Source organism: Candidatus Limnocylindrales bacterium (assembly GCA_035626395.1).
GTDB lineage: Bacteria > Desulfobacterota > Binatia > UBA1149 > CAITLU01 > DASPNH01.
Genome location: DASPNR010000007.1, coordinates 436,541 through 461,078, shown reverse-complemented (window position 1 = coordinate 461,078; position 24,538 = coordinate 436,541). Strand labels below are relative to the sequence as shown.

The 24,538-nt window shown below is 68.0% G+C and carries 15 protein-coding genes and 1 tRNA gene; 8 read left to right on the top strand and 8 right to left on the bottom strand.

Annotation, left to right across the window (positions count from 1 at the left end):
- Positions 1-10: 10 nt before the first annotated feature.
- Positions 11-1,930 carry an RNA polymerase sigma factor RpoD gene (rpoD, locus tag VEC57_05380; protein HYB98549.1) on the bottom strand — a complete coding sequence of 640 codons (1,920 nt, stop codon included), beginning with the start codon at positions 1,928-1,930 and terminating at the stop codon, positions 11-13.
- A gap of 452 nt (positions 1,931-2,382) precedes the next feature.
- Between rpoD and VEC57_05375 the strand changes: the two genes are divergently transcribed.
- The gene (locus VEC57_05375; protein HYB98548.1) at positions 2,383-3,708 is read left to right on the top strand and encodes a sulfatase; all 1,326 of its coding nucleotides are present in this window, start codon (positions 2,383-2,385) and stop codon (positions 3,706-3,708) included.
- Between the two features lie 4 nt (positions 3,709-3,712).
- On the opposite strand, the gene VEC57_05370 is transcribed toward VEC57_05375, so the two are convergent.
- Both VEC57_05370 and VEC57_05365 read right to left on the bottom strand, forming a co-directional pair.
- On the bottom strand, positions 3,713-5,233 hold the full coding sequence (locus VEC57_05370; GenBank protein ID HYB98547.1) for a hypothetical protein: 1,521 nt from the start codon (positions 5,231-5,233) through the stop codon (positions 3,713-3,715).
- Between the two features lie 16 nt (positions 5,234-5,249).
- Complete coding sequence (locus tag VEC57_05365) at positions 5,250-6,965, bottom strand: AAA family ATPase (protein ID HYB98546.1); 1,716 nt, start codon at positions 6,963-6,965, stop codon at positions 5,250-5,252.
- Between the two features lie 222 nt (positions 6,966-7,187).
- Between VEC57_05365 and VEC57_05360 the strand changes: the two genes are divergently transcribed.
- Complete coding sequence (locus VEC57_05360) at positions 7,188-8,417, top strand: MFS transporter (GenBank protein ID HYB98545.1); 1,230 nt, start codon at positions 7,188-7,190, stop codon at positions 8,415-8,417.
- A gap of 19 nt (positions 8,418-8,436) precedes the next feature.
- On the opposite strand, the gene VEC57_05355 is transcribed toward VEC57_05360, so the two are convergent.
- Positions 8,437-9,339: a S1C family serine protease gene (locus VEC57_05355; protein ID HYB98544.1), complete on the bottom strand. Its 903-nt coding sequence runs from the start codon at positions 9,337-9,339 to the stop codon at positions 8,437-8,439.
- A 156-nt stretch (positions 9,340-9,495) separates the two neighbouring features.
- Here VEC57_05355 and pabB point away from each other — a divergent pair, with 156 nt between their 5' ends.
- Both pabB and VEC57_05345 read left to right on the top strand, forming a co-directional pair.
- Positions 9,496-10,836: an aminodeoxychorismate synthase component I gene (gene pabB, locus VEC57_05350; protein HYB98543.1), complete on the top strand. Its 1,341-nt coding sequence runs from the start codon at positions 9,496-9,498 to the stop codon at positions 10,834-10,836.
- Entirely contained in the window at positions 10,833-11,729 is an 897-nt protein-coding gene (locus VEC57_05345) for an aminotransferase class IV (protein ID HYB98542.1), read from the top strand. The genes pabB and VEC57_05345 overlap by 4 nt, the downstream gene beginning before the upstream one ends.
- A gap of 144 nt (positions 11,730-11,873) precedes the next feature.
- Here VEC57_05345 and VEC57_05340 read toward each other — a convergent pair whose 3' ends face one another.
- The 3 genes from VEC57_05340 to VEC57_05330 are packed head-to-tail and all read right to left on the bottom strand — an operon-like array spanning position 11,874 to position 16,710.
- A complete protein-coding gene (locus VEC57_05340) occupies positions 11,874-13,568 on the bottom strand; it encodes a hypothetical protein (GenBank protein ID HYB98541.1) in 1,695 nt (564 codons plus the stop codon).
- 1 nt (position 13,569) lies between these two features.
- Complete coding sequence (locus VEC57_05335; protein ID HYB98540.1) at positions 13,570-15,522, bottom strand: tetratricopeptide repeat protein; 1,953 nt, start codon at positions 15,520-15,522, stop codon at positions 13,570-13,572.
- 6 nt (positions 15,523-15,528) lie between these two features.
- Positions 15,529-16,710, bottom strand: coding sequence for a 1-deoxy-D-xylulose-5-phosphate reductoisomerase (locus VEC57_05330; GenBank protein ID HYB98539.1), 1,182 nt, complete (start codon positions 16,708-16,710; stop codon positions 15,529-15,531).
- Positions 16,711-16,877: 167 nt separating this feature from the next.
- On the opposite strand from VEC57_05330, the gene VEC57_05325 reads away from it, so the two are divergent.
- The 3 genes from VEC57_05325 to VEC57_05315 all read left to right on the top strand — a co-directional run bounded on the left by VEC57_05325 (position 16,878) and on the right by VEC57_05315 (position 22,160).
- Entirely contained in the window at positions 16,878-18,890 is a 2,013-nt protein-coding gene (locus tag VEC57_05325) for a TonB-dependent receptor (GenBank protein HYB98538.1), read from the top strand.
- A gap of 31 nt (positions 18,891-18,921) precedes the next feature.
- Positions 18,922-20,217 (top strand): hypothetical protein, encoded by a 1,296-nt coding sequence (locus VEC57_05320; protein ID HYB98537.1) that lies wholly within the window; start codon positions 18,922-18,924, stop codon positions 20,215-20,217.
- Between the two features lie 218 nt (positions 20,218-20,435).
- A complete protein-coding gene (locus VEC57_05315) occupies positions 20,436-22,160 on the top strand; it encodes a glycosyltransferase family 39 protein (GenBank protein ID HYB98536.1) in 1,725 nt (574 codons plus the stop codon).
- On the opposite strand, the gene VEC57_05310 is transcribed toward VEC57_05315, so the two are convergent.
- Positions 22,119-22,214, bottom strand: a tRNA-Sec gene (locus VEC57_05310). The two genes, VEC57_05315 and VEC57_05310, sit on opposite strands and share 42 nt — an antisense overlap.
- A 275-nt stretch (positions 22,215-22,489) precedes the next feature.
- On the opposite strand from VEC57_05310, the gene VEC57_05305 reads away from it, so the two are divergent.
- On the top strand, positions 22,490-24,472 hold the full coding sequence (locus VEC57_05305; GenBank protein ID HYB98535.1) for a DUF1302 family protein: 1,983 nt from the start codon (positions 22,490-22,492) through the stop codon (positions 24,470-24,472).
- Positions 24,473-24,538: the final 66 nt, after the last annotated feature.

Below are 24,538 nucleotides of genomic sequence, written 5' to 3'. Positions count from 1 at the left end.
GCGACTCCAACTAGCCGAACGTCTCGAGGCTGCGCGCGCGCTGGGGGTTGCGCAGCTTGCGCAGCGCCTTCGCTTCGATCTGGCGAATGCGCTCGCGCGTGACCGCGAACTTCTGGCCGACCTCTTCGAGCGTGTAGTCGGTCTTCTCGCCGATACCGAAGCGCATGCGCAGGATCTGCTCCTCACGCGGCGTCAGCGTGGCCAGCACCTTGCGCGTCTGCTCCTCGAGCGACAGAGCCACGGCCGCATCCGACGGAGAGACGGACTGGCGGTCCTCGACGAAATCACCGAGCGAGCTCTCCTCGTCATCGCCGATCGGCGTCTCGAGCGAGACCGGCTCCTTGACGATCTTGAGAACCTTGCGGATCTTGTCCGCCGGCATCTCCATCTGCTCGGCGATCTCCTCGGGCGTAGGCTCGCGGCCGAGCTGCTGAACGAGGTAGCGCGAGGTGCGCAGCACCTTGTTGATCGTCTCGATCATGTGGACCGGGATGCGGATGGTGCGCGCCTGGTCGGCGATCGCACGGCTGACGCTCTGCCGGATCCACCACGTCGCGTACGTGGAGAACTTGTACCCGCGCTGGTACTCGAACTTGTCCACCGCGCGCATCAGGCCGATGTTGCCCTCCTGGATCAGGTCCAGGAAGCCCAGCCCGCGATTCGTGTAACGCTTGGCGATGGAGACGACGAGGCGCAGGTTGGCCTCGATCAGCGCCTTCTTGCCGAGCTGGGCGCGATCCTCGCCGCGGCGGATGATCTTGAGGAAGTGGTCCAGGTCCTCGAAGGACATGTGGACCGCCTTCTCGATGTCGGTGATGGAGCGGCGCGCCTCCTTGATGCTGTTGGCCAGCTCCTGCGCCGCGTCCACGCTCATACGCAGATTGCCGGCCGCCTTGCGCTTCGCGTTCGCGTTGCCGTTGGTGACCTGGCGGACGACCTCGAGGATCTGCTTGGCGTCGCGCTTGGTGCGCTTCTCGGCGCGCTTGATGATGCGCTCGTAGTCGCGCGCCTTCTCGCGCGCCTCCTTGAGCTTGTTGACGATGTTGTTGACGTGCTTCTCGCCGAGCTCCATCTCCACGAGGTGCTGGCGCACCTTCTCGCGGGCGGCGACGAACTTCTCTTCGCGCGCCGTGGGCTTGCGCGGCTTGGTGCCGATCTTGGGCGGCGCCGGGGGCGACAGCCGCGCCGGCACGAACTGCTCGTACGCCTTGTAGAGGCGCTTGAGCGTGGCCACCGCGTGGAGGAAATCCTTCAGCCGCTTCTCGTCGCGCTCGGGGCTGGCACGATCCTCGTCGGTGTCGTCGCCGAAGATCTCGCGCGGCTCGATCTCGCCGGTCTTGAGCATGTCGGCAAGGCCGATGACGTACAGCGACGCGATGGGCAGCGCGTAGACGCAGTCGCGGACCTCGTGGAGACCGCTCTCGATCTCCTTGGCAATGGTGACTTCCTGCTCGCGCGACAGGAGGGGCACGCTGCCCATTTCCTGCAGGTACATCCGCACCGGGTCGGTGCTGTCGGCGCTGTACTCGCGCTCGGGCGTGGCGACCTTGGCCTCGAGCTCGGGCGCCGGCTCGGGCTCGGGCTCCTTCTGCTCGCCTTCCTCGTCTCCGGTGTCGAGGACCCATTCGTCCTCATCAGTGAAGAACGTGTCCGGATCGACCTCTTCGGAGCCTTCGGCTTCCCCGTCCTCCTCTTCCCCGCTACCCTCCAGGATCTCGACGTCGTTCTCGATGAGCGAGTTGATGACGTTCTTGATGTCTTCGGGGGCGCAGTCTTCGGGCGGAAAGAGGCGATTGATGTCGTCGTAGGTGACATAGCCTTGCTCCTTCCCGAGCTCGAGAAGGGTGGCGAGGCTCTTGTCGGAGGAGAACGGCTGCTGGCCGTTCTCCGCAGCGGGCGCTGGCGTTGCGGTTTTGGCGTTTGCCTTCACTGGTGCGCTTTTTCGCGGCCGGGCGCGGGTGTGGTCCAGGGGGGCCGTCCCCGTGTTGCGGCTCTTCATGTGTAAAATCCGACGGCGTTTCGCGGGGTTTGGCTCGTTTCGCGATCGCCGAATGACGCGTGACGCTACGCATGCAAAGGAAGGCAGTCAAGAAATCACTCGGCAGCATCGGCAGTTACGCCATCCTGTCGTGGGGAAATGCCATCAACTTCAGCAGCTTAGGGATTTTTGGCGTCGTCGTTTCGGCGACGTGGCGAAAGCATCGCAAGCTTTTGCAAAACCACCAGCTTGGGGGGTGCTTGCGTTTGCGCATGCTTGCGATGCAGGCAGCCGGTCGTTGTGCGTGCGCGATTGCAATCGCGGCGCTCGTGGGCGGCTGCAGGGAGCACGTTCCTGAGGGGCCCGGACCGCGCGCTCCCACGACGTCGGCCACGTCCATATTGATGATCGTGATCGACACGCTGCGGGCCGATCGGGTTGCAGCATACGGCGGCGCGCCCGAGCACATGCCGGCGCTGGCCCGGTGGGCCGAGCAGGCGGCCGTCTTCCGCGAAGCCGTCTCGGTCGCGCCCTTCACGATGCCGGCGGTCGCTGCGCTCATGACCGGCGCCTACCCGGACCGCTCCGGAATCTTCATCCACGCCTCCGGCGTCACGCTGCATGACTTTGCCGGACAGACGCTGGCGGAGCTGGCGCGCGGCGCCGGCCTGCGCACGGGCGCGGTGGTCTCCAATCCGTGGCTGGCGCGGCCGGCCACCGGCTTCGATCGCGGATTCGAGCACTACGCCGCGCACCGGGACGACGAGCCGGTGTCATTGCGAGGCGCCAATGCCAGGTCGGTGACGGACTCGGCGCTGCGGATCCTCGACGGCTTCGGCAGCTCTCCCTTCTTCCTCTGGGTCCATTACTTCGATCCGCACATGCCGTACCGGCCGCCGGCCGAGCACGCTGCGGCCGCCGGGGCCGCCAGCACCGACAGCCGCGTCATGCGGGACTTCTCCGCCGACGACCGCGATCTGACGCGCATCTACAGCGGCGCCGACTACGCTCCCGCCGACGTCGCTCAGGCGATGCGGCTCTACGAAGGAGAGCTCCGATACGTCGACGAGCAGCTTGCACGACTGCTCGCACGCCTGGACTCGAGCGGACGCAGCGACGAGACGCTCGTCGTCATCGTCTCCGACCACGGCGAGGCGATGGGCGAGCACGGCCTCTTCTTCGCGCACGACTACACCGTCTACGACGAACTGGTCCGCGCGGTTCTGATGATGCGGGGGCCGGGTGTGCCATCCGGCCATCGTCACGATCTGGCGTCGCCGATCGACGTGGTGCCGACGCTGTGCCGCATGATGGGATGGACGTGCGGCGGCGATCTGGATGGAGTGGACCTGTTCGATCCTTCCGAGGATCGCACCGGGCGCACCCTCTTCGCCGCCGCCACGCCGTTCCGAAGACGTGCGGCCGCCTTTCCGCGCCTGCAGGTCAAGGGCGTCGACGGGCGCTGGACGATGGCGCGTCGCGGCCGGCACAAGCTGATCAAGATTCCGCAGCGGCGCCGCACCTCGGCCTACGAGTTGTACGATCTGTCGGCGGACCCGGCCGAGCTGAACAATCTGTATGAAGGCAGGCGGGATGCGCTTCAGGCCGACCTCGCCGCGGCTCTCGACGCGTGGGAGACGTCGATGGCGGAGACGCGGCCAGCGGCGCGGCGCGCGCGTCCGGATCCGCAGGACGAAGAGACGCTGCGCAGCCTCGGCTATCTGCAGTAGGAGCTCAGAACGGGCGCACGTGGATGCGGAAGGTGCGCCCGGTCCAGGTGAAATCGATTGCGTCCTGATGAATGGACGCGACCTGCATTCCCTCCACGAACTCGCCTTCGTGAACCACGGTGACGCTGCCGGTGCCGACGCGAATGGACGCCATCCTCTGCGAGGGCTGGCGAGCCCACAGGATGAACATCAGCGCGACCTCGGGCGCATCCGTCGGCTTCTCCTCCAGCACTGGACGCGGCCCCGGCGCCGGCGTGTCCGCTGCCGCGTCGGCGGGCGCCGGAGCGGGCGGTGCAACGGCCCCGGGTGCTGGAGCGGAAGGCCTGGTGCCGGCGGGTGCAGGTCCGCTGCGCGCACGCGGCGCCGGAACGCCTGGTGGCGGAACGCTGGCGACGACCACGGGCGGCTCGGCAGCGACGGGCGCTGCTGCGCCGCCAGGGCGTGCGGCGCCGGGCGGCGGCGCAGCGGACGGCTTGGGCGCTGCAGCGGTCGGGCCGGCGGCAGGTCGGGCTGCGGGCGCGCCCGGCGGCGTGGCCGCGGCGACGCCCGGCGGCGTAGCGACGGCGACGGACGGTTGGTTCGCAGGCACCGGCGCAGCCACCGGCGGATTCACTTCCGCGGTCGCGGCTGCACGAGCGGGCGATGAGGCTGCCTGCGGCGCCGCTGGCGTCGTCGCTGCCGAGGGCGGCGCTGCCGGCCGGGTCTGCGCCACCGTCGGTGAAGGCGGCGCTTCCGGCGGAGTGGCCGGCTCGGTCAACTCTCGGCCATCGCGAGGGGTCGCGCGCGGAACGATCCCGGTGCCGCCGCCCGCAGCCGCGTCGGCAAGTGCATCGGGTCCCGGCAGCGGCGGGGTTGCCGGCCCGGTAAATGGCGGCGTCGGTGCCGGCGGTGGAGCAACGTCTCGCGCCGGAGGCGGCTTGGCCGCCGCGACGGCCGACGGGCTCGGCGCCGACGGCGGGGTCAGCGGCGGTGCCGTCTTTACCTGCGGCGCCGGTGCAGCAGCGGGCGCGCGCGCAGGGACGGGCGCTACGCTCCGGCCCGGCAGCGCAGGAGTCTTCGCGCCGTCGCCCGGCACCACCTTCGAAGCTTCCATCTTGCCGGCATGGCGCGCCTCGCGAACCGCATGGCGGGCTTCCTTTGCCTCCTGGCGCTCCGCTTTGGCACTGCGACGATCGCCGCGCCCGCGATCGGCGGCTGCCGCAGGCTCAGCGGGGGCGAGCCGCTCTGCGTCGCCGCTTTCCGCGCCGGCCGCTCCTGCGCCGGCCTTGTCAGCGCCGCGCCGAGCCATCTTCTCTTCGACCTCGGCGACGAGCAGCGATTCGGGCTCGCTGTCGCCGGTCCCGAACGTTCGCGCGGCGAGCGCGCCGATCACCAGGCCCACGACGACGACCGCGGCAGCGGACGCCCAGCGCCGGCCGCCAGACGGCGGTGGCGGCCCGCCTTCGAACTGCGGCGGCAGCGGCGTCAGCGCCGGCTTGTCGCCTCGCTGCGCGTCCTTGGTGACCGCATCCAGAATGCTGCTCAATTGCTTCCCTCGATCCTCAGGCGCGAGCGCGCACCAGTGTAGGTCGCGGCTGCGTGCCTAGCGAGTTGTACAACAGGATCTGTGTGATGGGCCCGGCAACGCCGTCGGTGGCGATGTGCCTGGCGTCCTGGAAGCGGCGCACCGCGTTTTCCGTCAGATCGTCATAAAGGCCCGTGGGCTCGCCCTGATACACGCCGGCCTGGAGGAGCATCTCCTGCAGCTTGCGCACGGCGGGGCCGCCGCTGCCCGGGCCAAGATCGAAGCGAAGGCCCTGCTCATCACGCCACAGGATGTGAGCGCGGCCGTTCCACCACTGGTCCAACGTCGCGTCGCTGACGGCAACGCCGCCGCCGAGATGCACCATTCCGCCGATGGGATCGACGCCTTCGAGAAGTGCGTAGCGTACCTCGCTCTGGCCAGGCAACTGCAGCTCGATCAATGCCGGCAGATCGAGCACGGACAGCAGGGCGCGATTGATCTCCACCGACAGGTAGCGAAGGCCTCTGGAGGCGGCGATGGGCTCGAGGTCGAGCGTGCTATCGGTCAGATCCGCTTCGGTCACCGCCGGCTTGCCCCAGAGCTGCAGGAGCGAGGAGTAGGCGGTCACCGCCGCGTCGAACACCGGCACGCTCGTCAGCGCGGCCAGCACGGATTCGGCGGATGGCGGCGACCGCGGCGGTGCGGCTGCAGGTGCGGCCGATGCGGAAGCCGTCGCCAGCGCCTGCGGCTCCGCCGAGGACGGCTGCGACGCGCCTGCAGCTCCTGCGGCGGCATCGACATCGGTCACTGCGGCCTCGCCGGACGTGGCGGGCATGGGCGCAAGGGCCGAGCGACGCTGCACCGGTGCCTGCGCCGCCTCCTCGCCAACGCGGCGGGTGGCGGTGGCATCGTCGGCGAGCGGCGCGAACAGAAAGAAGGCCACTACCGCCGCGGCCACACCGGCACCGGCCACGGCAGCCCAGCGCGGCCAGCTGCGGCCTTCCCTGGCAACGGCCTGCGGCACGTAACCGAGCTCGCGCGCGGCCGCGGTCACTTCGGGTGCACCGGCGCGGCCGCGGCTTCGAGTGTAGGCCACCAGCAGCGAGCGATGCCCGAGAATGTTGAGCAGGCGCGGCACACCGCCGGTGAAGCGGTACATCAGCTCGAGGCCCTTGCCGTCGATCAGCTCGCCCTGCGCACCGGCCACACGCAGACGATGGCGGACGTACTCGTACGCCTCGTCGCGATCGAGCTTGTCGAGGTGCCAGCGTTCCGTGACGCGCTGGTTGAGCTGGCGCAGGTCGTGGCGCTGCAGAAGGCCATGCAGCTCGGGCTGGCCCACCAGCACGACCTGGATCAGCTTCTCGGTTTCCGTCTCCAGGTTGGACAGGAGCCGCAGCTGCTCGAGGACGACCGGATCAAGGTTCTGCGCCTCATCGACGATGATGACGGTGCGGCGGCCTTCTTTCTTGTTCCGTTGCAGGAACGCCGACAGCTCTTCGAGCAGCTCCTTGCGGCTGGTGCTGCGCGAGGGCAGCCCGAGCTCGGCGTTGATCGTCTGCAGGAGCTCGGTCGACGTCAGCACCGGATTGACGATCGAGACGACGGTGACGTCCTTGGCGGCCTCGGCCAGCAGCGCGCGGATGAGCGTGGTCTTGCCGGCGCCAACCTCACCGGTGATGGCGACGAATCCGCTGCCTTCACTGATGCCGTAGACCAGATGCGCGAACGCCTCGCGATGCTTCGCGCTCATGAACAGGTATCTTGGGTCGGGCGTGAGCCGGAAAGGCAGATCGCTGAGCCCGAAAAAGCTCTCGTACATGAAGGACACGCAGCATCCCGCAGCGGCCACCGCAATTCAACCGAGCTGTCGGCCGTTCGCGGTTCGTCTCGCAAGGCGCAGGCCGACGACGTGCAACGGACGATGGAGGCCGATCGCATTGCCAGCCCATCCGACGCTCGCTAGACAGTGCCGGTGCCGGCGCAGAAACCTCCCATCCCGCGCGCGTTCTTCCTGGTGTCGGCAGCCAACTTCCTGTCGTTCCTGAACCTGGCGTTCTTCTTCCTGCTCCCACTTTGGGTGGTCGAGCGTGGCGGCGGCGAAGAGCTGGCGGGCCGGGTCAATGCAGCCTCGGGCTTCGCGGGCCTGGCGGCCCTGCCGCTGATCGGTTACCTGCTGGACCGCTTCGGCCGAAGGCCGTTCATGATCAGCGGCATCGGTCTGGGCGCGCTGTGCTCGGTTGCGTTCGTCTTCCTCGACGACATCGGCACGGCGCTCTACGTCGTGCGCATTCTGCAGGGCATCGCCTTCACGGCGGCGTTCACTGGCGCGCAGACGCTGGCGGTGCTGTTCGCGCCCATGGAACGGCGTGCCGAAGCGATCGGCTGGTTCGGCATCTCCACGATCCTGACGCATGCCATCAGTCCCGCGGTCGGCGAAGAGATCATCACGCGCTACGGCTTCCCGACGATGTTCGGCGTCGGCGCGGTGCTCGGCGCGATCTCGCTGGCGATCGCGCTGCGCCTGCCCAAGCCGCCCGAGTTCCGCGTGCGCGCGCGCAAGACCGAGATCGACCCCAAGCTGGCCAGACGCGCCGTGGCCGCGGCCACCATCGCCATGCTGTGCTACGGCTTCGGCTTCGGCGCCACCCAGACATTCGTGCCGGTATTCATGAAGAGGTTCGACATCGGGCGCGTCGGTGCCTTCTTCACGGCCTGGAGCCTGGCGGCCGTGACCGTGCGCGTGCTGCTCGGCGGCGTCTCGGACCGCCTGGGCAGGCGCGCCGTCCTGCTGCCGGCCATGATCGTGCTGACGGCGGCGGTTGGCGCGCTGGCGGTCGTCCGAGACATGGCGACGATGGTCCTCATCGGCGCCGTGTTCGGCTTCGGTCACGGCATGCTCTACCCGACGATGAACGCGCTCGTGGCCGACTGGAGCACCGCCCGCAACATCGGTCGCACGCAGAGCCTGTTCAGCGGCTCCTACAGCCTGGGCATCTCCAGCTGCGCGTTCTTCTTCGGCACCATCATCGAGCAGTACGGGTACCCGATGATGTTCCTCGTCGCCTCGGCCATCACGCTGATCGGCCTCGGCGTCTTCGTCGCCGGCCCCCGTGACGTGCCGGCCGATTCGGACGACGATGAGGTCGAGCATCTCGGCGACGCGGAGGCGGCGGTCCCGCCCGAAGCCGGCGCCGCCGGCTGACGCGGACACGCGCGGTCCGTCAAATGCGGAAGAATTCTTCGGCGTCGCCGGTTTCGATGTGGAGCTCGGCCAGGCGGCCGCTGCGAAAGACCTTGAGGGCGATGGTGTCACCGGGGCGGTGACGCCAGATCGCTTCGTACAGTTGCAAGCGCCCGGTCACCTGCTCGTCCCCGACGCGTACGATGACGTCGCCGACGCTGAGGCCCGAGCGCTCGCCGGGCGCGCCCGGAACCAGGCCTGCGACGACGGTGCGGTCGGGCAGCGCGTAGCAGAACATTCCGAGCCAGGCGCGGGCGGCACGAGTGGTGCGGCGGCCGTGCTCGCGCAGCTCGTCGGCGTGATCGAACCAGTGCTCGGAGGGGATCGCCAGAGTGGCGCGGCCGACGGCGCCGAGGTTGAGCGAGACGATGCCGACCATGCGGCCGCGGCCGTCGCACAGCGGCGCACCGCCGAGGCCGGGGTTGATGGCGCTGAGCCAGATGGCCCGCTCCAGGAAATATTCCCAGTAGGCGTCGAAGGCTTCGGTCGAGGAGACGAAACCGCTGGCCGAGCGGCGCTCGGAGCCGCCGACGCTCGACACCAGGAACAGATCCTGTCCGGCCTCCACCAGCTTCGAGCTTCCACGGCGCACCGGCGGTGGCGGCGCTCCTTCCATGACCACGGCAGCAACGCCGGTCGTGAAATCCTGCGCGAGCAGTTTGGCGGGCGAGGTGTTGCCCTCGGTATCGGTGACGGAGAGCTGATTGGCGCCGAGAACGATGTAGTTGACGGTCAGGATGGTGCCGTCTTCGTCGACGACGGCGCCCGTTCCCGTGCGCGTCGTCCCGAGGACCCCCGCCGATGGATGCGACGGCGGAATCTCCGCCGAGACCGTCACGGTCGAGGCCGCGACCTCCTGCAGCAATCGAACGTGGCCGTCCACGGCGCGGGAGCCTAGACATCGATTTCGCACCGAGCAAGCCGCACGACGCTCCCGCCGCGCACATCTCGAGCGGCACGTGATGTCGCACCCCACGTGACGCCGCTGCCCGCGCGCGCCCGATTTGACCGCCGGAGGTCGAGGCCCTAGGACGACCGCGTGAAGACGCTGCGCAAGTCGAGCTCGATGGCAACGTGGGCGCTGTTCGAGCCGCATGCCACGGGCCCCTACGCCTTCTTCATCGATCGCGCCGGGCGAGCGGCGCCATCGTTCGCCGGATGCTCCCCTTCGCGCCAGCTGGTCGTCGACAGCGACGGGCGCGCCCGCTGCTGGCAGGACGGCGCGTGGCGCAGCGTCGACGGCGATCCGGTGGAGGCGATCGCCCAGTTCGTGGCCGCATCCCGCGCCGAGCCCGTGGACGCGCCGTCATGGCTGAGGGGCCGGCTGCTGCCGCGCACGGTCGGCTATCTCTCCTACGAGCTCGCAACGTTCATCGACCGAATGAAAGCCGCGCCGGTGGACTTCCTGGCCGCTCCGCTGGCGGTGCTTTCCACCTACGACAGCATCTGCGCGTGGAGCCCGCGCGACTTCTCCATCGCGCGCGTCCGATTCGCGGGCGAACGTTCGCGCCCCGTGCCTGTCGAGCTTCGCGGCTCGCCCGCGTCCGGCTGGCGCCAGACCGATCGCGCGCTCTACGACGAAGGCTTCCACACGATCCAGGAAGCGATCGCGGCCGGCGACCTCTATCAGGCCAACCTGTCCCGGCGCGCATTGTTCGACGTGAACGAGCCTGCCTGCGACCTTTACCGGCGAATGCGCGCGGTGCAGCCCGTGCCGTACGGCGCCTTCCTCGACTGCGGAGGCTTCCATCTGCTGTCGAATTCGCCGGAATGCTTCCTGGAGCGCCGAAGCGATGCCGTGCGGACGCTGCCGATCAAGGGGACGCGGCCGCGGCGGCGCGATCATGCCGCCGACATGTCGATGCGAGCCGAGCTGGCCCGTGATGCCAAGGAGCGCGCCGAGCATCTGATGATCGTCGATCTGGAGCGAAACGACCTTGGCCGCGTCGCCTGCACGGGAAGCGTGCGCGTCCGCGACTATGCCACCGTCCGCACGTATGCGACCGTCCATCACATGGTCTCGCAGGTGCGAGCACGGCTGCGGCCTCGGACCGGTCTTGCTGCGCTTCTGCGAGCGACGTTTCCCGGCGGCTCCATCACCGGCGCACCGAAGATCGCCGCCACGGACCTGCTGGCGCGCGTAGAGCGCTACACGCGCGGGCCTTACACCGGAGCCATCGGCATGTTCAACGGCGAAGATTGCCTGGAGATGTCGATCGCCATCCGCACCGCCGTCGTGCGCGACGGACGGGCCTGCTACAGCGCCGGCGGCGGCATCGTCGCCGACTCCGATCTGCAGCGCGAATGGACCGAGACCGAGACGAAGATCGCCGCGTTCCGCTGCAGTCTGCGAAGCGGCTCCACGGAGGCCGTAGCGTGAGGCGCGAGCCGATCTGCTACCTCAACGGCAGGTATGTGCCGGTCTCGCGTGCGCGCGTGTCGGCGCTGGATCGCGGCTTCCTTTTCGGTGAGGGGCTCTTCGAGACGTGGCGGACCTACCGCGGACGGCCCTACGCGATCCGCGAACACCTTGCGCGATTGTCTCGCACGGCGCGCGTGATCGGCATTCCTTTCGATGCCGATGCAGATGCGTTCGAACGGCGGGCGATCGAGCTGGCCCGGCGCAACGACATGCTCGAGCGCGACGGTGCCATCCGCCTGACCATCACGCGTGGGCACGGGCCGGTGGCGCTGGTCGTCCAGCAGACGACGGAGCCGACGACGCTGATGCTGTTCCGGCCGCTCGAGCCGGACCTGGCGCAGGCCAAGCGCGACGGCGTCGCCATCCACCTGTTCCGTGTGGGCTCCGGCGTTTCGGAGGGAGCGCGGCAGATGAAGTCGATCAACTATCTGCCGGCGGTCATTGCGCGGACCCAGGCGCGCGCCCGCGGCTGCTTCGAAGCCGTCTACACGGTCGACGACCGCACCGTGCTGGAGGGGACAACGAGCAACCTCTTCGTGGTCCGCCGCGGCGTCATCCTCACGACGCCCGTCTCCTCGGGTCTGCTGCCCGGCGTGACCCGGCAGAAGGTGCTGCGGCTGGCGGCGCGCCTTGCGAAGATCCGCGAGCAGGTCGTGACCGTCGATGATCTGGAGCATGCGGACGAGGCATTCCTGACGGCATCCACGATCGAAGTGGTACCCGTCGTGCGCGCCGGCAGGCGCAGAATCGGCGGCGGCAGGCCCGGAGAGCTGACACGCGCGCTGCAGGTGGCCTATCGGCGCGGCGTGGCCCGCCGTCTCGGCATCGAGCTCCCCGACATCGGACCGTAGCGACCGCGACCGTATCGACCCGCCACGCCATGCGGCTCGGCGACCGCAGGAAAGGCGTCGCGGCGCCTCGCCTCTCGGGTCGGAGACCGCTCCGCAACGGTGCTGATGATCGTTCCCGCGAGCCGGCTCGAAGACGAGCACTGGCTACTTCAGATCGAACACGAACATGCTGCCGACGCGTGCGACCGGCCGGAACGCCTGCAGGTAGGTGTAGGTTCGCGCCGGCACCCAGCGTGCGCGGCCGCCGAGGATCCAGAAGTACGGACGTCCCATCAGGAACGACGCCGACACCACCACCTTCCCTTTCGATCGCCCGGGCTCCAGCGGCGTGTAGCGGATGCCGTAGACGGCAGGATCGACGCGACCGAAATACGCCAGCGCGATCGAATCGATACGCTGCTCCTGCATGTACTCGCGCAGGCGGATCAGGTCCTGACCCCAATCGATGTTGGAGTCGATGAGGATGCGGTGGCCGCCCTCGCTGCCGCCAGCTGCTTCGTTGAAAAACTGGAGATAGCGCGGCGCAACGGCCAGCGTTCCCGCCGCCGTCCAGAGGAGGGCCAGCGCCGCGGCTGCAGGAATGATCCGGTCCTGCCACGTCCGCGCGCTTTGCCATCGAGCGAGACCGGCAACGATCCACGGCGAGCCCGCGATGAACAGCAGCGGATACGCCGGCAACGCGTGACGCTCCCCGATGTAGAGAGAATTGAACGCGGAGTTGGCGGCGAAGATCAGCAGCGCCGGTACGAGAACGCAGTAGTCGCGCCGTCCCGTGCTGCGCCCGCCCGCCCACATCGCAGCCGCCAGCAGCGAGAGCAGAAGGACGGGCAGCGGACATTTGGCCGCGAAAGCAGCAAGGTGGTAGTACCACCAGCCGTCGGCCGACAGTTCGCCCGCCAGAAAGTATGCAGGCTCCCGGTTCTTCCCGACCTCCAGCACCATGTCGACGCCTTCGACGAAGGCGCGCGGGAACGGCAGACGAAGCCCAGGCGACGCGGCGGCGATCCGTCCGAGCGTGCCGTCGGGCGCCAGCTGTGCCTGCCCGAGCGGTGACAGAGTCCCTTCGAAGCCATAGCCGGCGTTGAGCGTCAGCAGCGAGGCAGCGCCGACGATCGAGATCAGCGCCGCCCATCGCCGCGGCCTGACGTCGCGTTCGCGCCACGCCCGCACCGCGATCAGCACGAGCACGATCGCCGTCAGGACGAAGGCCGAAAGCTTGAGCAGGTTGGCAACCCCGAGGGCCACGCCGAGAGCGGCTGCGCGCCCGGGCGACGGCCGCTCGAGCAGCCACCACGTCGCCAGCAGGGCGACGAGGAAGCCGAGCGTGCCGGCCATGTCGAGCGTGACCAAATGCCCGTGCGCGAGCAGCGACGGCGAGAACGCGAAAAGGAAAAGGGTCACGAGGCTTTCGCGCCAGCCGTAGAGCCACAGCGCCCACGTCGCCGCCACCACGGCCGTGACGAGCGACATCGCGATGACCATCCAGCGCGGCTTCTGGAACAGCTCATGGTAGCGGTCCGGGTTCAGGCCCATCAGGTGATAGCCGAGCGACCACACGTTCATCTGCGGTTCCGGCGAGAACTTCGGCGCGTCCACCAACAACGGAAGCGCGGCGATCATGCGCGACAGGTGAGGATTGATGGGATCGACGTGCACGTCGCCCGTGCGCAGCGCGTTGAGTCCCACCGGCAGATGCCCGAATTCGTCGATCGTTACCGAATCCCGGCGCGCGGCGATGCCGGCTTGCAGGGCGAACGTCGCCAGCAATGCAGCGGCAGCGAGCATTGCCGCCCGTGGCATGCGCCGGCGGACGGCGGCGTCCTTGGCCAGACCCGCCATCTCAGCTGCCGCTGCCGCCGAGCTGCGCGAGCATCGCGCGCACGTTCTCGTCGGCCGGAGCAAGGGCGCGTGCACGCTCCAGCAGAGCGCGAGCCTGCGCGGTTTCGCCGCGCTGTGCCCGGAACTGCGCGAGCCTCTGCAGGATCTCGAGCTCGTATTCGCGCGGAATCCTGTGCGTCAGTGCCTTTTCGAAGTACGGGGCGGCGCTGGAGGGATCGCCCATCGCTTCGCGCAGTCGCGCGTAGGCGACCAGCGCGGTGTAGCGCTCGACCGGCCATTGCCAGCTGGCGGTCCTGGTGGGGCCGAACAGCAGCGCATCGGTGCGCGGCCGCCAGTCGGCGACGAACGACTCGCGGGCCTTGGCGACGACGCCCTCGTTCCCCGCCGCGCGCACGAAGATGGCCGCGACTTCGTCGTAGTAGACCAGCCGCCAGGCCGGTACGCCGAGCAGGAAGCGGATCAGAGCCTGGCGGTTCCCCCACCGATGGAAGAGAAAGACGCTCTGGATCTGCCGCTGCTCCGCATCGGCGAGCCAGGCACGCCCGTCCGAGAGCGTGCGGAAGTAGTGCTGCAGGAACGGGGTATCGTAGACCTCCAGGCGGCCGTCGACGTAGACGCCGCGGCCGCTCGGATCGTCCCACGCCAGGTAGCCGCCCGCCGTCAGATCGCAGTAGGTCGGTCCCGGCAGCGCGTGCGCGCGGAAGAACTCGACGGCGCGCACGGGGAAGTTGGCATCGAAGACGCCCGGACCGAACTCGTGCGTCTCGCCGGTGCGCGCATACCAGCCATTGGTGGCGACGAAGAGCGACAGGGCCAGCATCGCCGCCGGCACCACGGCGGTGGCAGCCTTGGCCACCATGGTATCGGGCCGCGAGTACCGCCGCGGCATCCGCGAGATCAGGATGGCCAGACAGCTCGCAAGAAACGGCGCGACGCCGACGGCGAAGACGCCGATATTGCGCCGTGCCAGCAGCGACAGGTACGAGAGCGCCAGGAAGAAGACGAGCCAGCCGAGATCGAAACGCCCGCCGCCCTGCTCCTCGCCTCGGCGTGAAGGAGCGAAGGCCCGCACCAGCCCCGCCAGCACCGCCAGCACGAGCCCGGCGAAGAACATGACCTGGTACGAGCCGATCGCATAGGTCAGGAAGTAGCCCGAGAACGGCCGGCGGAACTCGCCGATGATCTGATAGACGTCGGCCGAGCCGTCGATGCGCGTCATCAGCTCGAAGGGGAAGGTGAGCGCGCGGAAGAAGTACGGGTTGATGAGCGTCGCCGCCAGCGATGCGCTGCCCCAGATCAGCAGCTCCTTCCTCGCCTCGCGTGGCCAGGCGCTGTCGCGCCGCCATCCCCGCGGCAGCAGCGGCACCTCGGCGACGAGCGCGCCGCCGATCGCGCAAAGCATCGCGGCCACGCCCAGGATGAACAGCGAGTGCAGGTTCGTCCACGCCAGCATGATCGGCACGAGCCAGCGCAGGGTCGCCGGCCGTTCCCGCCCGGCCGTCAGCACCAGTTGCACGGCCGCCAGCAGCGGAAACGTGGCCATCTCGGGTCGGATCAGGAACCGTTCATTGACGGTGGTTGCCACCCACGCCAGCAGCAGCGTCGCCAGGACCGGACCGATCAAGCGCTGCACGTGCCGCTGCAGCAGCACGAAGGTGGCGACGAAGCAGGCCACGGACGCCAGCACCAGCGCGGTCGCGCCGCCGGCGCCGTACACGGCGTAGAGGAGCAGATCGTACAGCCACTGCAGGTTCACCCACTCGTTATCGGGCACCGTGAACGACAGCGTGTCTTTCGACATCACCGTGCCGTTGCGCGCGATCCAGCGGCCGGCGGCCAGGTGCCACCACGTGTCGAAATCGTCGAGACGGCGAAAGGCGAGCGTCGCGACCAGGAGCAGCGCCGAGATCGGCAGCCAGCTCTGCAGGCGCACCCAGGAGCTGTCGGTGGCCATTGGCGATCAGGCCGCTGGACGATTGGCTGCGGCAGCGCGCGCCCAGCCGTCGGCTTCCATCAACACGTCGACGCTGTCGCACGGCCGGGCATGATGAGCATCCATGCATGCCGCGACCGTGGCCGCGATGTGCTGGAAGCCGATGTCGCCAGCCAGAAAGCGCGCAACCGCGATTTCGTTGGCGGCGTTGGCCACTGCGGGCATCGTGCCGCCGGCCGCCAGCGCGCGGTAGGCGAGCTGCAGACACGGGAAGCGGTCGACGTCGGGAGCAGCGAAGGTCAAGGACCCCACAGCTGCCAGGTCCAGACTCGGCAGGTAGCCGAGGTCGAGAACGTCCGGATGGGTCAGCGCATACGCGATGGGGATGGTCATGTCCGGAAGCGCCAGCACCGCGATGACCGACTCATCGCGATAACGCACCAGCGCATGAACGATGCTCTGCGGATGCACGAGCACCTCGATGTGCTGCGGCTCCACGTCGAAGAGCCAGCGCGCTTCGATCACCTCGAGGCCCTTGTTCATCAAGGTCGCCGAATCGATGGTGATCTTCGAGCCCATGTTCCAGGTCGGATGCCGAAGCGCCTCCTCGCGCGTCACGCGCAGCAGCTGCTCGGCGGTGTGCTCGCGAAAGGGGCCGCCGGAGGCGGTCAGCACGAGCTTGCGAATGTGCGCCGGATCGCGTCCTCCGAGCGCCTGGAACAGGGCATTGTGTTCGCTGTCGACCGGAAGAAGGCGCGCTCCGCTTGCCGCGGCCCGCTTTCGCACCAGCTCGCCGGCCACCACCATCACTTCCTTGTTGGCAAGCGCGATGTCGATGCCGGCGTCGATGGCGGCCAGCGTAGGGGTCAGGCCGACCGCACCGACCAGCGCCGAAACCAGGACCTGCGTCCCCGGCGCGCACGCGACGCGCGCGAGGCCTTCATCGCCGTGATGGATGACCGGGGCTCCGTTGCCGAGCTCGGTGGCAAGCGCAGACGCGAGCTCCCTCGCTTCGCGCGCATCCGCCAGGGACACCATCTGCGGACGGAAGCGCAGCACCTGATCCTTGAGGACATCGGCGCGGCGGCCGGCTGCCAGCGCGATGACACCGAAGCGCTCCGGAAAGCGCTCCACGAGCGCCAGCGTGGTCGTCCCGATCGAGCCGGTGGATCCGAGGATGGAGATGCCTTTGCGGGCAGGGCGCGTCACGCGCTGCTCTTAGGTTGCCGGTGAACGGCTGTCAAAGCCGCGACAACGCGTGCTTTTCGCAAAAGGAAAAACTCCGGTGCCACGTTGACAGCCTGCAGTCGCCTCCCTAATTGTCGCGCGCTTTGGGCCGGTCTCCGTTAACGCTCCACACATGGCATTGCTTGTTCATGCTCGCATTGCCGCTGGCGCTCGGATCGACATGGGCACCGCGCGGCGCATGGGCCGAAGAGACCGAGGTCGAGATTCCCACGGTCGTCATCGAAGACGAACGCCTGCCGGAGCCGGCACTGACCGAGCGAAGCTTCGACACCACCGAGGACGTCACCGGCTTCGGCGAAACGATCATGACGGAGCCGTCGTGGCAGAGCTTCGAGTCCACCGCCGAGCTGCTGGGCCAGAGCGTAGGAGCCCAGATCCGGCGGCAAGGCGGCCGCGACGACTACTCGACACTGTCGATCCGCGGAGCGCCGGCAGCACAGGTGCGCGTACTGCTCGACGGGGTCAGCCTCGGACGGGCCGACGATTCGGTCGTGAACCTGGCCGACATTCCCGTGGAGGCGATCGAGCGAATCGAGGTGCATCGGGGCTCGGCGCCGGCAGGCGTGACGGCAGCGTCTGCGGCGAGCGTGGTCAACATCATCACCAAGCAGCCGCGCGGCGCCACGGCGGGCGCCGCGGCCGGCCTCGGCTCATTCGACAGCGGCAAGATCGTCGGTTTCGGCTCGGGCGCGCTCGCCTCGGGAACCGCGTCGGCTCTGGCGACGGTTCGGACGACAAAAGGCGATTTCGAGTTCGTCGACGATCGCGGGACACGGCGTGGCCCCAACAGCCGCGCCGACGACCGGATTCGTGAACGCGAGAACAATGAGAGTGACAGCGTGGCGACGTTGCTGCGGTATCGCCGGCCGCTGTCGGAAGCTGCGCGAGTGCTTCTGCGTGAGCACTTCTTCTACAAGAACGAAGGCGTTCCGGGTCTGGAGCCGTTCCCGACACCGCAGGCCAACCTGGAAACGACCCGCAACATCGCGGCGCTGGCGCTGGAAGCCTCCGATTCCTCCTGGGCGTTGGAGACCAATGTTCTCTCGCAGCGCGAGAAGCTGACCGGCACTCGCGTCGTGGAAGGCGAGGCGTCGGTGGACAACGTCGCCGACAGCGTGGCGTCCACGACACAGGGCCGTTTCACGCGCACACTGGCGGACACGCATCGTGTCGGAGGCAGCGCGGAGGTGGTCTACGAAACCTTTGACATGGCCATGACCGAGGATACCGGCGCGGTCGCCGATGCCGACCGCTGGTCGCTTTCCATGGCGGCGAGCGACGAGTGGACGCTTGCTCGCTGGAGGCTGACCCTCATCGCCGAGCTTCGCCACCAGCAGCTGTGGAGTGACCACTCCATCGCCGCCTCCGAGAACGACCATTCCACCGATCCTCGCGGCGGCTTGCGATGGCAACCACTGCCCTCGCTGGCGATCAAGGCCAACGTCGGCACGTACTTTCGGGCTCCGAGCTTCAACGAGACGTTCGGCACCGACGGCTTCTCCGTGGGCAATCCGTTGCTGCAGCCGGAGAGCGGCATCAACCGCGACGTCGGCTTCGAATGGTCTGCGCGTGTGCCGTGGGTCTCGCGCCTGGACATCGGCTACGCGTACTTCCACAACGACGTCGACGACCTGATCGTCGTCGTGCCCGACCTCAACCGTCGTGCAAAGTCACAGAACGTCGGCGACGCGCACGTGACGGGACACGAGGTACGCATCGAAGCGCAGGTGCCGTGGGGCTTCGCCCTGTCGGCCAACTACACCTATCAGGATGCCGACAACCGCACCCCACGCCTCGGCCTTCAGGGAAAGCAGATTCCCGGCCTTCCGCCGCACGAAGCCTATGGCCGCCTGAGCTGGACGCTTCCATGGACCAGCGAGCGTGCGGTCGTCTCCTACGACATCGAGATCGACGGCGAGCACTTCATCGATTCCTCCAACGACCAGCTCCCGATCCCGACGCGCGTCGTGCACGGCCTGGCACTGGTGTTGATGCTGACAGGCGGATTCCGTCTGAGCCTGGAAGCCGAAAACCTGGGCAATTCGCTGGTGCCCGACGAGATCGGGTCGCCGCTCCCTAGCCGGGCGTTCTATGCCACGCTGAGCTGGTCGGGCCAGCACGGGGACGACGATGCGATTTGAGCGATGTGCGAAGCGGACCGTGCTGACGGCGATGTTATGGGCTTTCGGGCCCGGGCCTGCGGCGCACGCGCTGTGCGGCGACAGCAGCGGCGACGGCTTCCTCAGTGCCACGGACGCGCTGGCCACCCTGCGCGCAGCCGTTACCTCGCAGTATGACGCCCGGGCCGATGTCACGCCGGCCGGCGGCGACGGCAAGCTCGTTGCCGCCGATGCGTTGTCCACGCTTCGCGCTGCCGTCACTTCGCAGGTGCCGGACTGCGCTGCATGGACGCGCCGCCGCGCGCTCGTCAGCACCGCACCCATCTTCTTCGATACCGCCGGAATCGCACTCGTCGACATGGCCAGTCATCAGGTGGACTACAATGCAGGAGCGCTGGCGCCGGACTCGGTTGTGCGATGGCAGCGGGGCGTGGCGCTGGGCATCAATCGCAAGGGCACGAACTCGCTGCAGGTCATCGACCTCGAGGACGAGGATCTGCCGACCATCAAGGAGTGCAGCGTCTCGGACGGCTTCGATTCCAATCCGCACGACGTCCTGCTGCTGTCCGACGACAAGGGCTACGTCACCCTCTACGGAGGCCGCAAGCTGCTCGTGATCGACCCCGGAGTTCTCGATCCGGGCGACGACCCGGCATGCCAGGGCATGATCAAGGACCGCATCGATCTGGGCGGCCTCGATCCCGACATGCTGCCGCAGATGGACCAGATGGCGCTGGTCGACGGCACCCTGTTCGTGTCGCTGCAGAGACTCGACACCGCGCTGAAGGCGAAGCTGCCGGGCATGATCGCCATCATCGACACGACCACCGACACACTGGCAGGCCAGATCGAACTGACCCTCACCAATCCGTATGCGGAGACCAAGGGGCTGCTGTACGACGCGCGTTCCAACCGTGTCTACGTCGCAGGACCTGGCAAGGTGTTCGATGACATGACCGACGGCGGCATCGAAGCCGTCGATACGGTGACCCGGCAGTCGCTGGGAGTGCTGGCGACTGGAGCCGACCTCGGAGGTGACGTGTTCGATCTCGTCGTCGTGGGCAGCCGGCGCGCGTACGCCGTGGTCGCCAGCGAGGTCGACAACGCCGTCGTCGAAGTCGATCTCGACAGCGGCAGCATCACCGACGTTCTCGTCGCCAGCTCGGAGGATCAGATCAGCGACATCGAGCTGAGCGAGAGTGGCGAGCTGTGGGTCGCCTTCCGCGAGGACACATCCAACTCCGATCCGGGCGTCCGCATCTTCTCCGTGATGGACAACGACGAGATCACTCCGCTGCCCATCGCGATTGGAGACGGAGTTCCGTTCACCATCGCGTTCGCCCAATAGCCACGACCTCGGCCGCGCATCGTGCGCCGCGAACACACCGCCGGTGCGGGCGTGCCGCGTTGCGGCGGCTGGCGATCTTTCCACCGCCGCGCTAGTGGCGTGCGGTCGTGGATCCAAGCACGGACTCCGTTGCCGGTGGGGAGCGCGCGCCCGTCGCAGCCGACGGCGCCGCTGTCGAAGCTGCGCCCGTTGGACCTGCGTCCGAGGATGCCGCGCCGGTGGACGGCGCCTCAGGCGATGGCGCGCCGGCCGAAGCTGCGCCGACAGACGTCGAGCCCGAACCGGCGCCGCAAGCACCGCTGCGCCAGGACTGGCCCTGGCCGGCCGCGGTTCCGTGGCTGGTGGTCGGCTTCGCCTTGGTTGCCTGGCTCGGCCGCGTCGACCTGCTCACGCCGGACGAAGCGCGCCACGCCGAAATCGCGCGCGAGATGCTCCTGGACGGCAATTGGCTGACGCCGCGGATCTACGGCGAGCCGTATTATGACAAGCCCGCGCTGTTCTACTGGCTGATCGGCGGCTCGCTGGCCCTGTTCGGCCACCACGCCTGGGCCGCTCGCCTTCCCTCGGTCCTGGCTACCGCGTTCACGATCGCGATGGGCTCGTGGTGGATCGGCCGCTGCTGGGGACGCGCAGCCGCCAACTATGCGGCCATCATGATGGCCACGACGCTGTTTTTCGTGGCGGTCGGCCGCTACGTCGTCGTCGACATGCTGCTGACGGCGGCGCTGACCGGAGCGCTGTCGTGGCTGGGTGTCTGGATGCAATGCCGCGACGCGCGGCGCATGGCCGTTTGGCCGCTCTATGTCTGCACGGGTGTCGGGCTGCTGGCGAAGGGGCCGGTGGCCGCCGTGGTCGTGGCGGCGGTGGCTTTGGTGATGGCGATCTTCGAGCGGCGCCCGCGCGTGCTGCTGGAGCTGCGCCCGTTTACCGGCGCCCTCCTCGTTCTGGCCGTCGCGGCACCCTGGTACGTCGCGGCCTACATCCTGGACCCGCGCTACATCGAGACGTTCCTGTGGCACCACAACCTGGCGCGCTTCGCGGTGCCCGGCGCGCTCGAGCATCAGGAGCCCTGGTACTTCTATCTCGTCGCGGTGCCGATCTGCCTGCTGCCCTGGAGCATGCTGCTTCCTTCCTCGCTGGCGACCGCCTGGCGCGACCCGCACGGCGGCGTCCGGCATGCCCTGGCGTGGGCGACGGTGGTGATCACGTTCTTCAGCTTCTCGCACACCAAGCTGCCCACGTACGTGCTGGCGGCCTTCCCGCCGCTGATCGCGCTCATGGCGGCCTACGTCGACGATGCCGTGACGGGCCGCGTCGAAATGCCGCGGGCCATCGAAGCGGCCGCCGTCGGCTGGACCATCCTGGCCGCCACCATCGCCATCGCGGGCGCGGCGTGGATCTTCATCGACGCGCCGTCTGCCTGGGCCCGAGCGGTCCTGGCGCTGCCCTCGCTGCTGGTGGCGGCATGGGCGTACAAAAATGCACACACCGCGCCGAGCATCTTCGGTGCGACGGCTGCAGGCTCGCTCCTGCTGATCGCCATGGTCTATGGAGGCGCGGCCGACGCGCTGAACGCGCGAGAGAGCCAGCGAGGCGCCGCCGACATCGTGCGAGCCGAGCTGCCGGATTACGCGGCGCTGACGTCGTACCGCGTGGCTCCCCACGCTCTGGCCTTCTACACGCGCCGCCCCGTGCGTCGTGCCGACGATCCCGATACGGCCGTCGCCGAGCTCATAGCTGGAGCCGAGGGCGCGCTGCTTTCCAAGGAGAAATTCCTGCCCGAGCTCGGCCTCGATCCGATGCCGGCATGGCTTCGGATCGTTTGGTCGAGCGGTGACGGACAGGTTCTGGTCGTCGGAGGCAGCCTCGCCAAGCGAGAGCGGCGCGGGGATTCGGACAGGTGGCGGAGAAGGGAGGGAGTCGAACCCTCCGCCGACCGTTGAGGCCGACATCACGGTTTTGAAGACCGGCCGGGCCACCGGACCCGTTCCCTCTCCGTTCCTTTTTGCTCGCATTTTGCCGATCGCCGCGGGCGCTGCCGACATGCCTTTCGCTTTTGCAGCGTGCGGGCGAGCAGGCAGCGACCCTAGCGACGCTCCGCCTCGGCAGCAAGCCGATCGACGACGATCAAGAGCGTGAAAGACCTGCGGATTTCAACACGGCGAAGCGGTTGCTCCCTTGGCGCTGGGGTGTTTTAATGCCGCCAACTTTCCGTTTTTAGGACCGGTACGTCGAGGGTTCTACCTCGGCGTTAAAGAATGAGGGGTTTGGCATGAAAGCGCTTTCGACCTTCCTGAAGGTATTGCTCTGCCTTGCGATTCTGGCGCCGGCTTCCGCGCATGCGATCTATCGCACCAACAGCGTCGATCTCGGCGGCCACATTCGCACCACGAACATATTCCGGCATCCCGACATCGATGAATGGGGCTTCATCATGCAGCGCAACACCTTGAGGCTTCGCCTCGAGTACAAGTGGCTGCAGCGTGGCAAGGCGTTCGGTAAGTGGAACACGCCGTGGCTGGAACGCTCGGACATCTTCGTTCTGTACCGCGGCGTCTACGACTCCATCTACGACATCACGCCCGGCATGATGGACGACTACGATCTGCAGGGTCAGTTCATCGAGCCGCAGTTCCGCCGGCTCGAGACGATCCCCAAGCACGAACGTGACGAGCTCAAGTTCAACAACCGCATCCGCGAGGCCTACATCGACCTGTACTTCAAGAACCTGCCGCTGACGCTGCGCATCGGTAAGCAGCAGGTGGTGTGGGGCGAGTCAGACGGCTTCCGCATGCTGGACCGAGCCAACACGCTGGATCTGTCGTGGCACTTCTTCCAGGAGCTGCCGCCGCCAGGATTCGGCTTCGATGAGCTGCGGCAGCCGTTTTTCATGGTGAAGGGCCTGTGGGACTTCAAGCAGATCGGCCCGCTCTCCCAGACGTTCCTGGAAGCGTACTGGAACCCCGGCTTCGACTGGAACCCGGGCAAGATCGGCTTCCTGCCGCGGCCCTGGGGCGTGCGCCTGCTCGATCCCATCGAAAACGCCAAAGGCACCGGCGTCTTCCAGTCCTCGTTCTGCCGCAACGCCTCTGGCGGAACCTGCGACTCGCTGCTCAACGGCACCACGCTCTTCAATCAGGGCAACTACGACAAGAACCCCGTCGAGAACAGCCAGTTCGGCGTGCGGTTCCACTGGCTGGCCGGGTCCACCGAATGGTCGCTGAACTACCTGTACCAGCGCTTCGCGCCCGACGGCTCACCGGTGGCCATCATCCGCGGCGTGCCCGAGGACAAGCAGGTCTACGTTCCCGAGATCGGCCAGTACCTGGACGCCACGACGTTCTGTGAAGGCGTGTCCTTCAACGGCGAGAACCCCGACATCCTTGCGCAGATCCCGTGGGCGAAGAACGAGTTCTGCGCCGAGTACTTCGCGCCGTACGTCCATACCGTCGGCTTGTCGTTCAACTGGTTCGAAGGGGAATGGACGCAGGCGGTCTGGCGCATCGAGACGATCATCGACTTCGACCTGCCCTTCTACAACGGCGACAAGCAGAACGCCCTGCTCGGCCGCGCGCCCAACGGCCCGACGCTGCTGCCCGGCATCTCCGAGCGCAACATGTGGAAGGGCATGCTCGCTTTCGACCGCCCGACCTGGATCCGCTGGCTCAACAAGAAGACGACGTTCTTCCTGTCGGGCCAGTTCTTCTGGCACTACATCATCAACCACGAGCGTCGCCGCTGCGCGATCGGCGATCAGCCCGAGCGCCTCCCCGACGGCAGCCCGAACCCGAACTTCATCGGCTACACCGCCGATCCTGCCGAGAACTGCGGCAGCGATACCCAATTCCTGCTGCCGGGCGAGCAGACCGGCTTCGTCGGACCTCTCGACCTTCCGCAGCTCGACGCTCCGGCCGGCCACGGCCGCGACACCATCCATCAGTGGGAGCTGCTGATGACCTTTGCCGCCCTCGGCTTCTACCGCGGCGGTACGCTGGTGCCGGCGCTGATCTACCTGCTCGATCCGGTCAACAGCTATTCGCAGGAGCTGGCGCTGGGCATGGACTGGTTCTACACGCCCGACCTGGCGTTCAACATCACGACTCGTCTGATCTGGGCCGGCGCCCCGTGGGACCCGTACGACGGCCACAAGAACGACTCGGACATCGACAACGGCGAGCTGTTCGAGCCCTGGTTCCTGGGCGGCGGCAGCCGAGGCCGCTCCGAGACGAGCATCCAGTTCACCTGGCAGTTCTAGTCGGCACCATCCGGCCGGAGCGAGACGGGGTTGCCACTACGTGGCAACCCCGTTTTTCTTTTGAAG

Coding starts and splice junctions, on each gene's coding strand:
- VEC57_05375 (HYB98548.1), top strand. CDS start 2,383: ATGATCGTGATCGACACGCTGCGGGCCGATCGGGTTGCAGCATACGGC.
- VEC57_05365 (HYB98546.1), bottom strand. CDS start 6,965: ATGAGCGCGAAGCATCGCGAGGCGTTCGCGCATCTGGTCTACGGCATC.
- VEC57_05340 (HYB98541.1), bottom strand. CDS start 13,568: ATGGCGGGTCTGGCCAAGGACGCCGCCGTCCGCCGGCGCATGCCACGG.
- VEC57_05335 (HYB98540.1), bottom strand. CDS start 15,522: ATGGCCACCGACAGCTCCTGGGTGCGCCTGCAGAGCTGGCTGCCGATC.
- VEC57_05325 (HYB98538.1), top strand. CDS start 16,878: ATGCTCGCATTGCCGCTGGCGCTCGGATCGACATGGGCACCGCGCGGC.
- VEC57_05320 (HYB98537.1), top strand. CDS start 18,922: ATGTTATGGGCTTTCGGGCCCGGGCCTGCGGCGCACGCGCTGTGCGGC.
- VEC57_05305 (HYB98535.1), top strand. CDS start 22,490: ATGAAAGCGCTTTCGACCTTCCTGAAGGTATTGCTCTGCCTTGCGATT.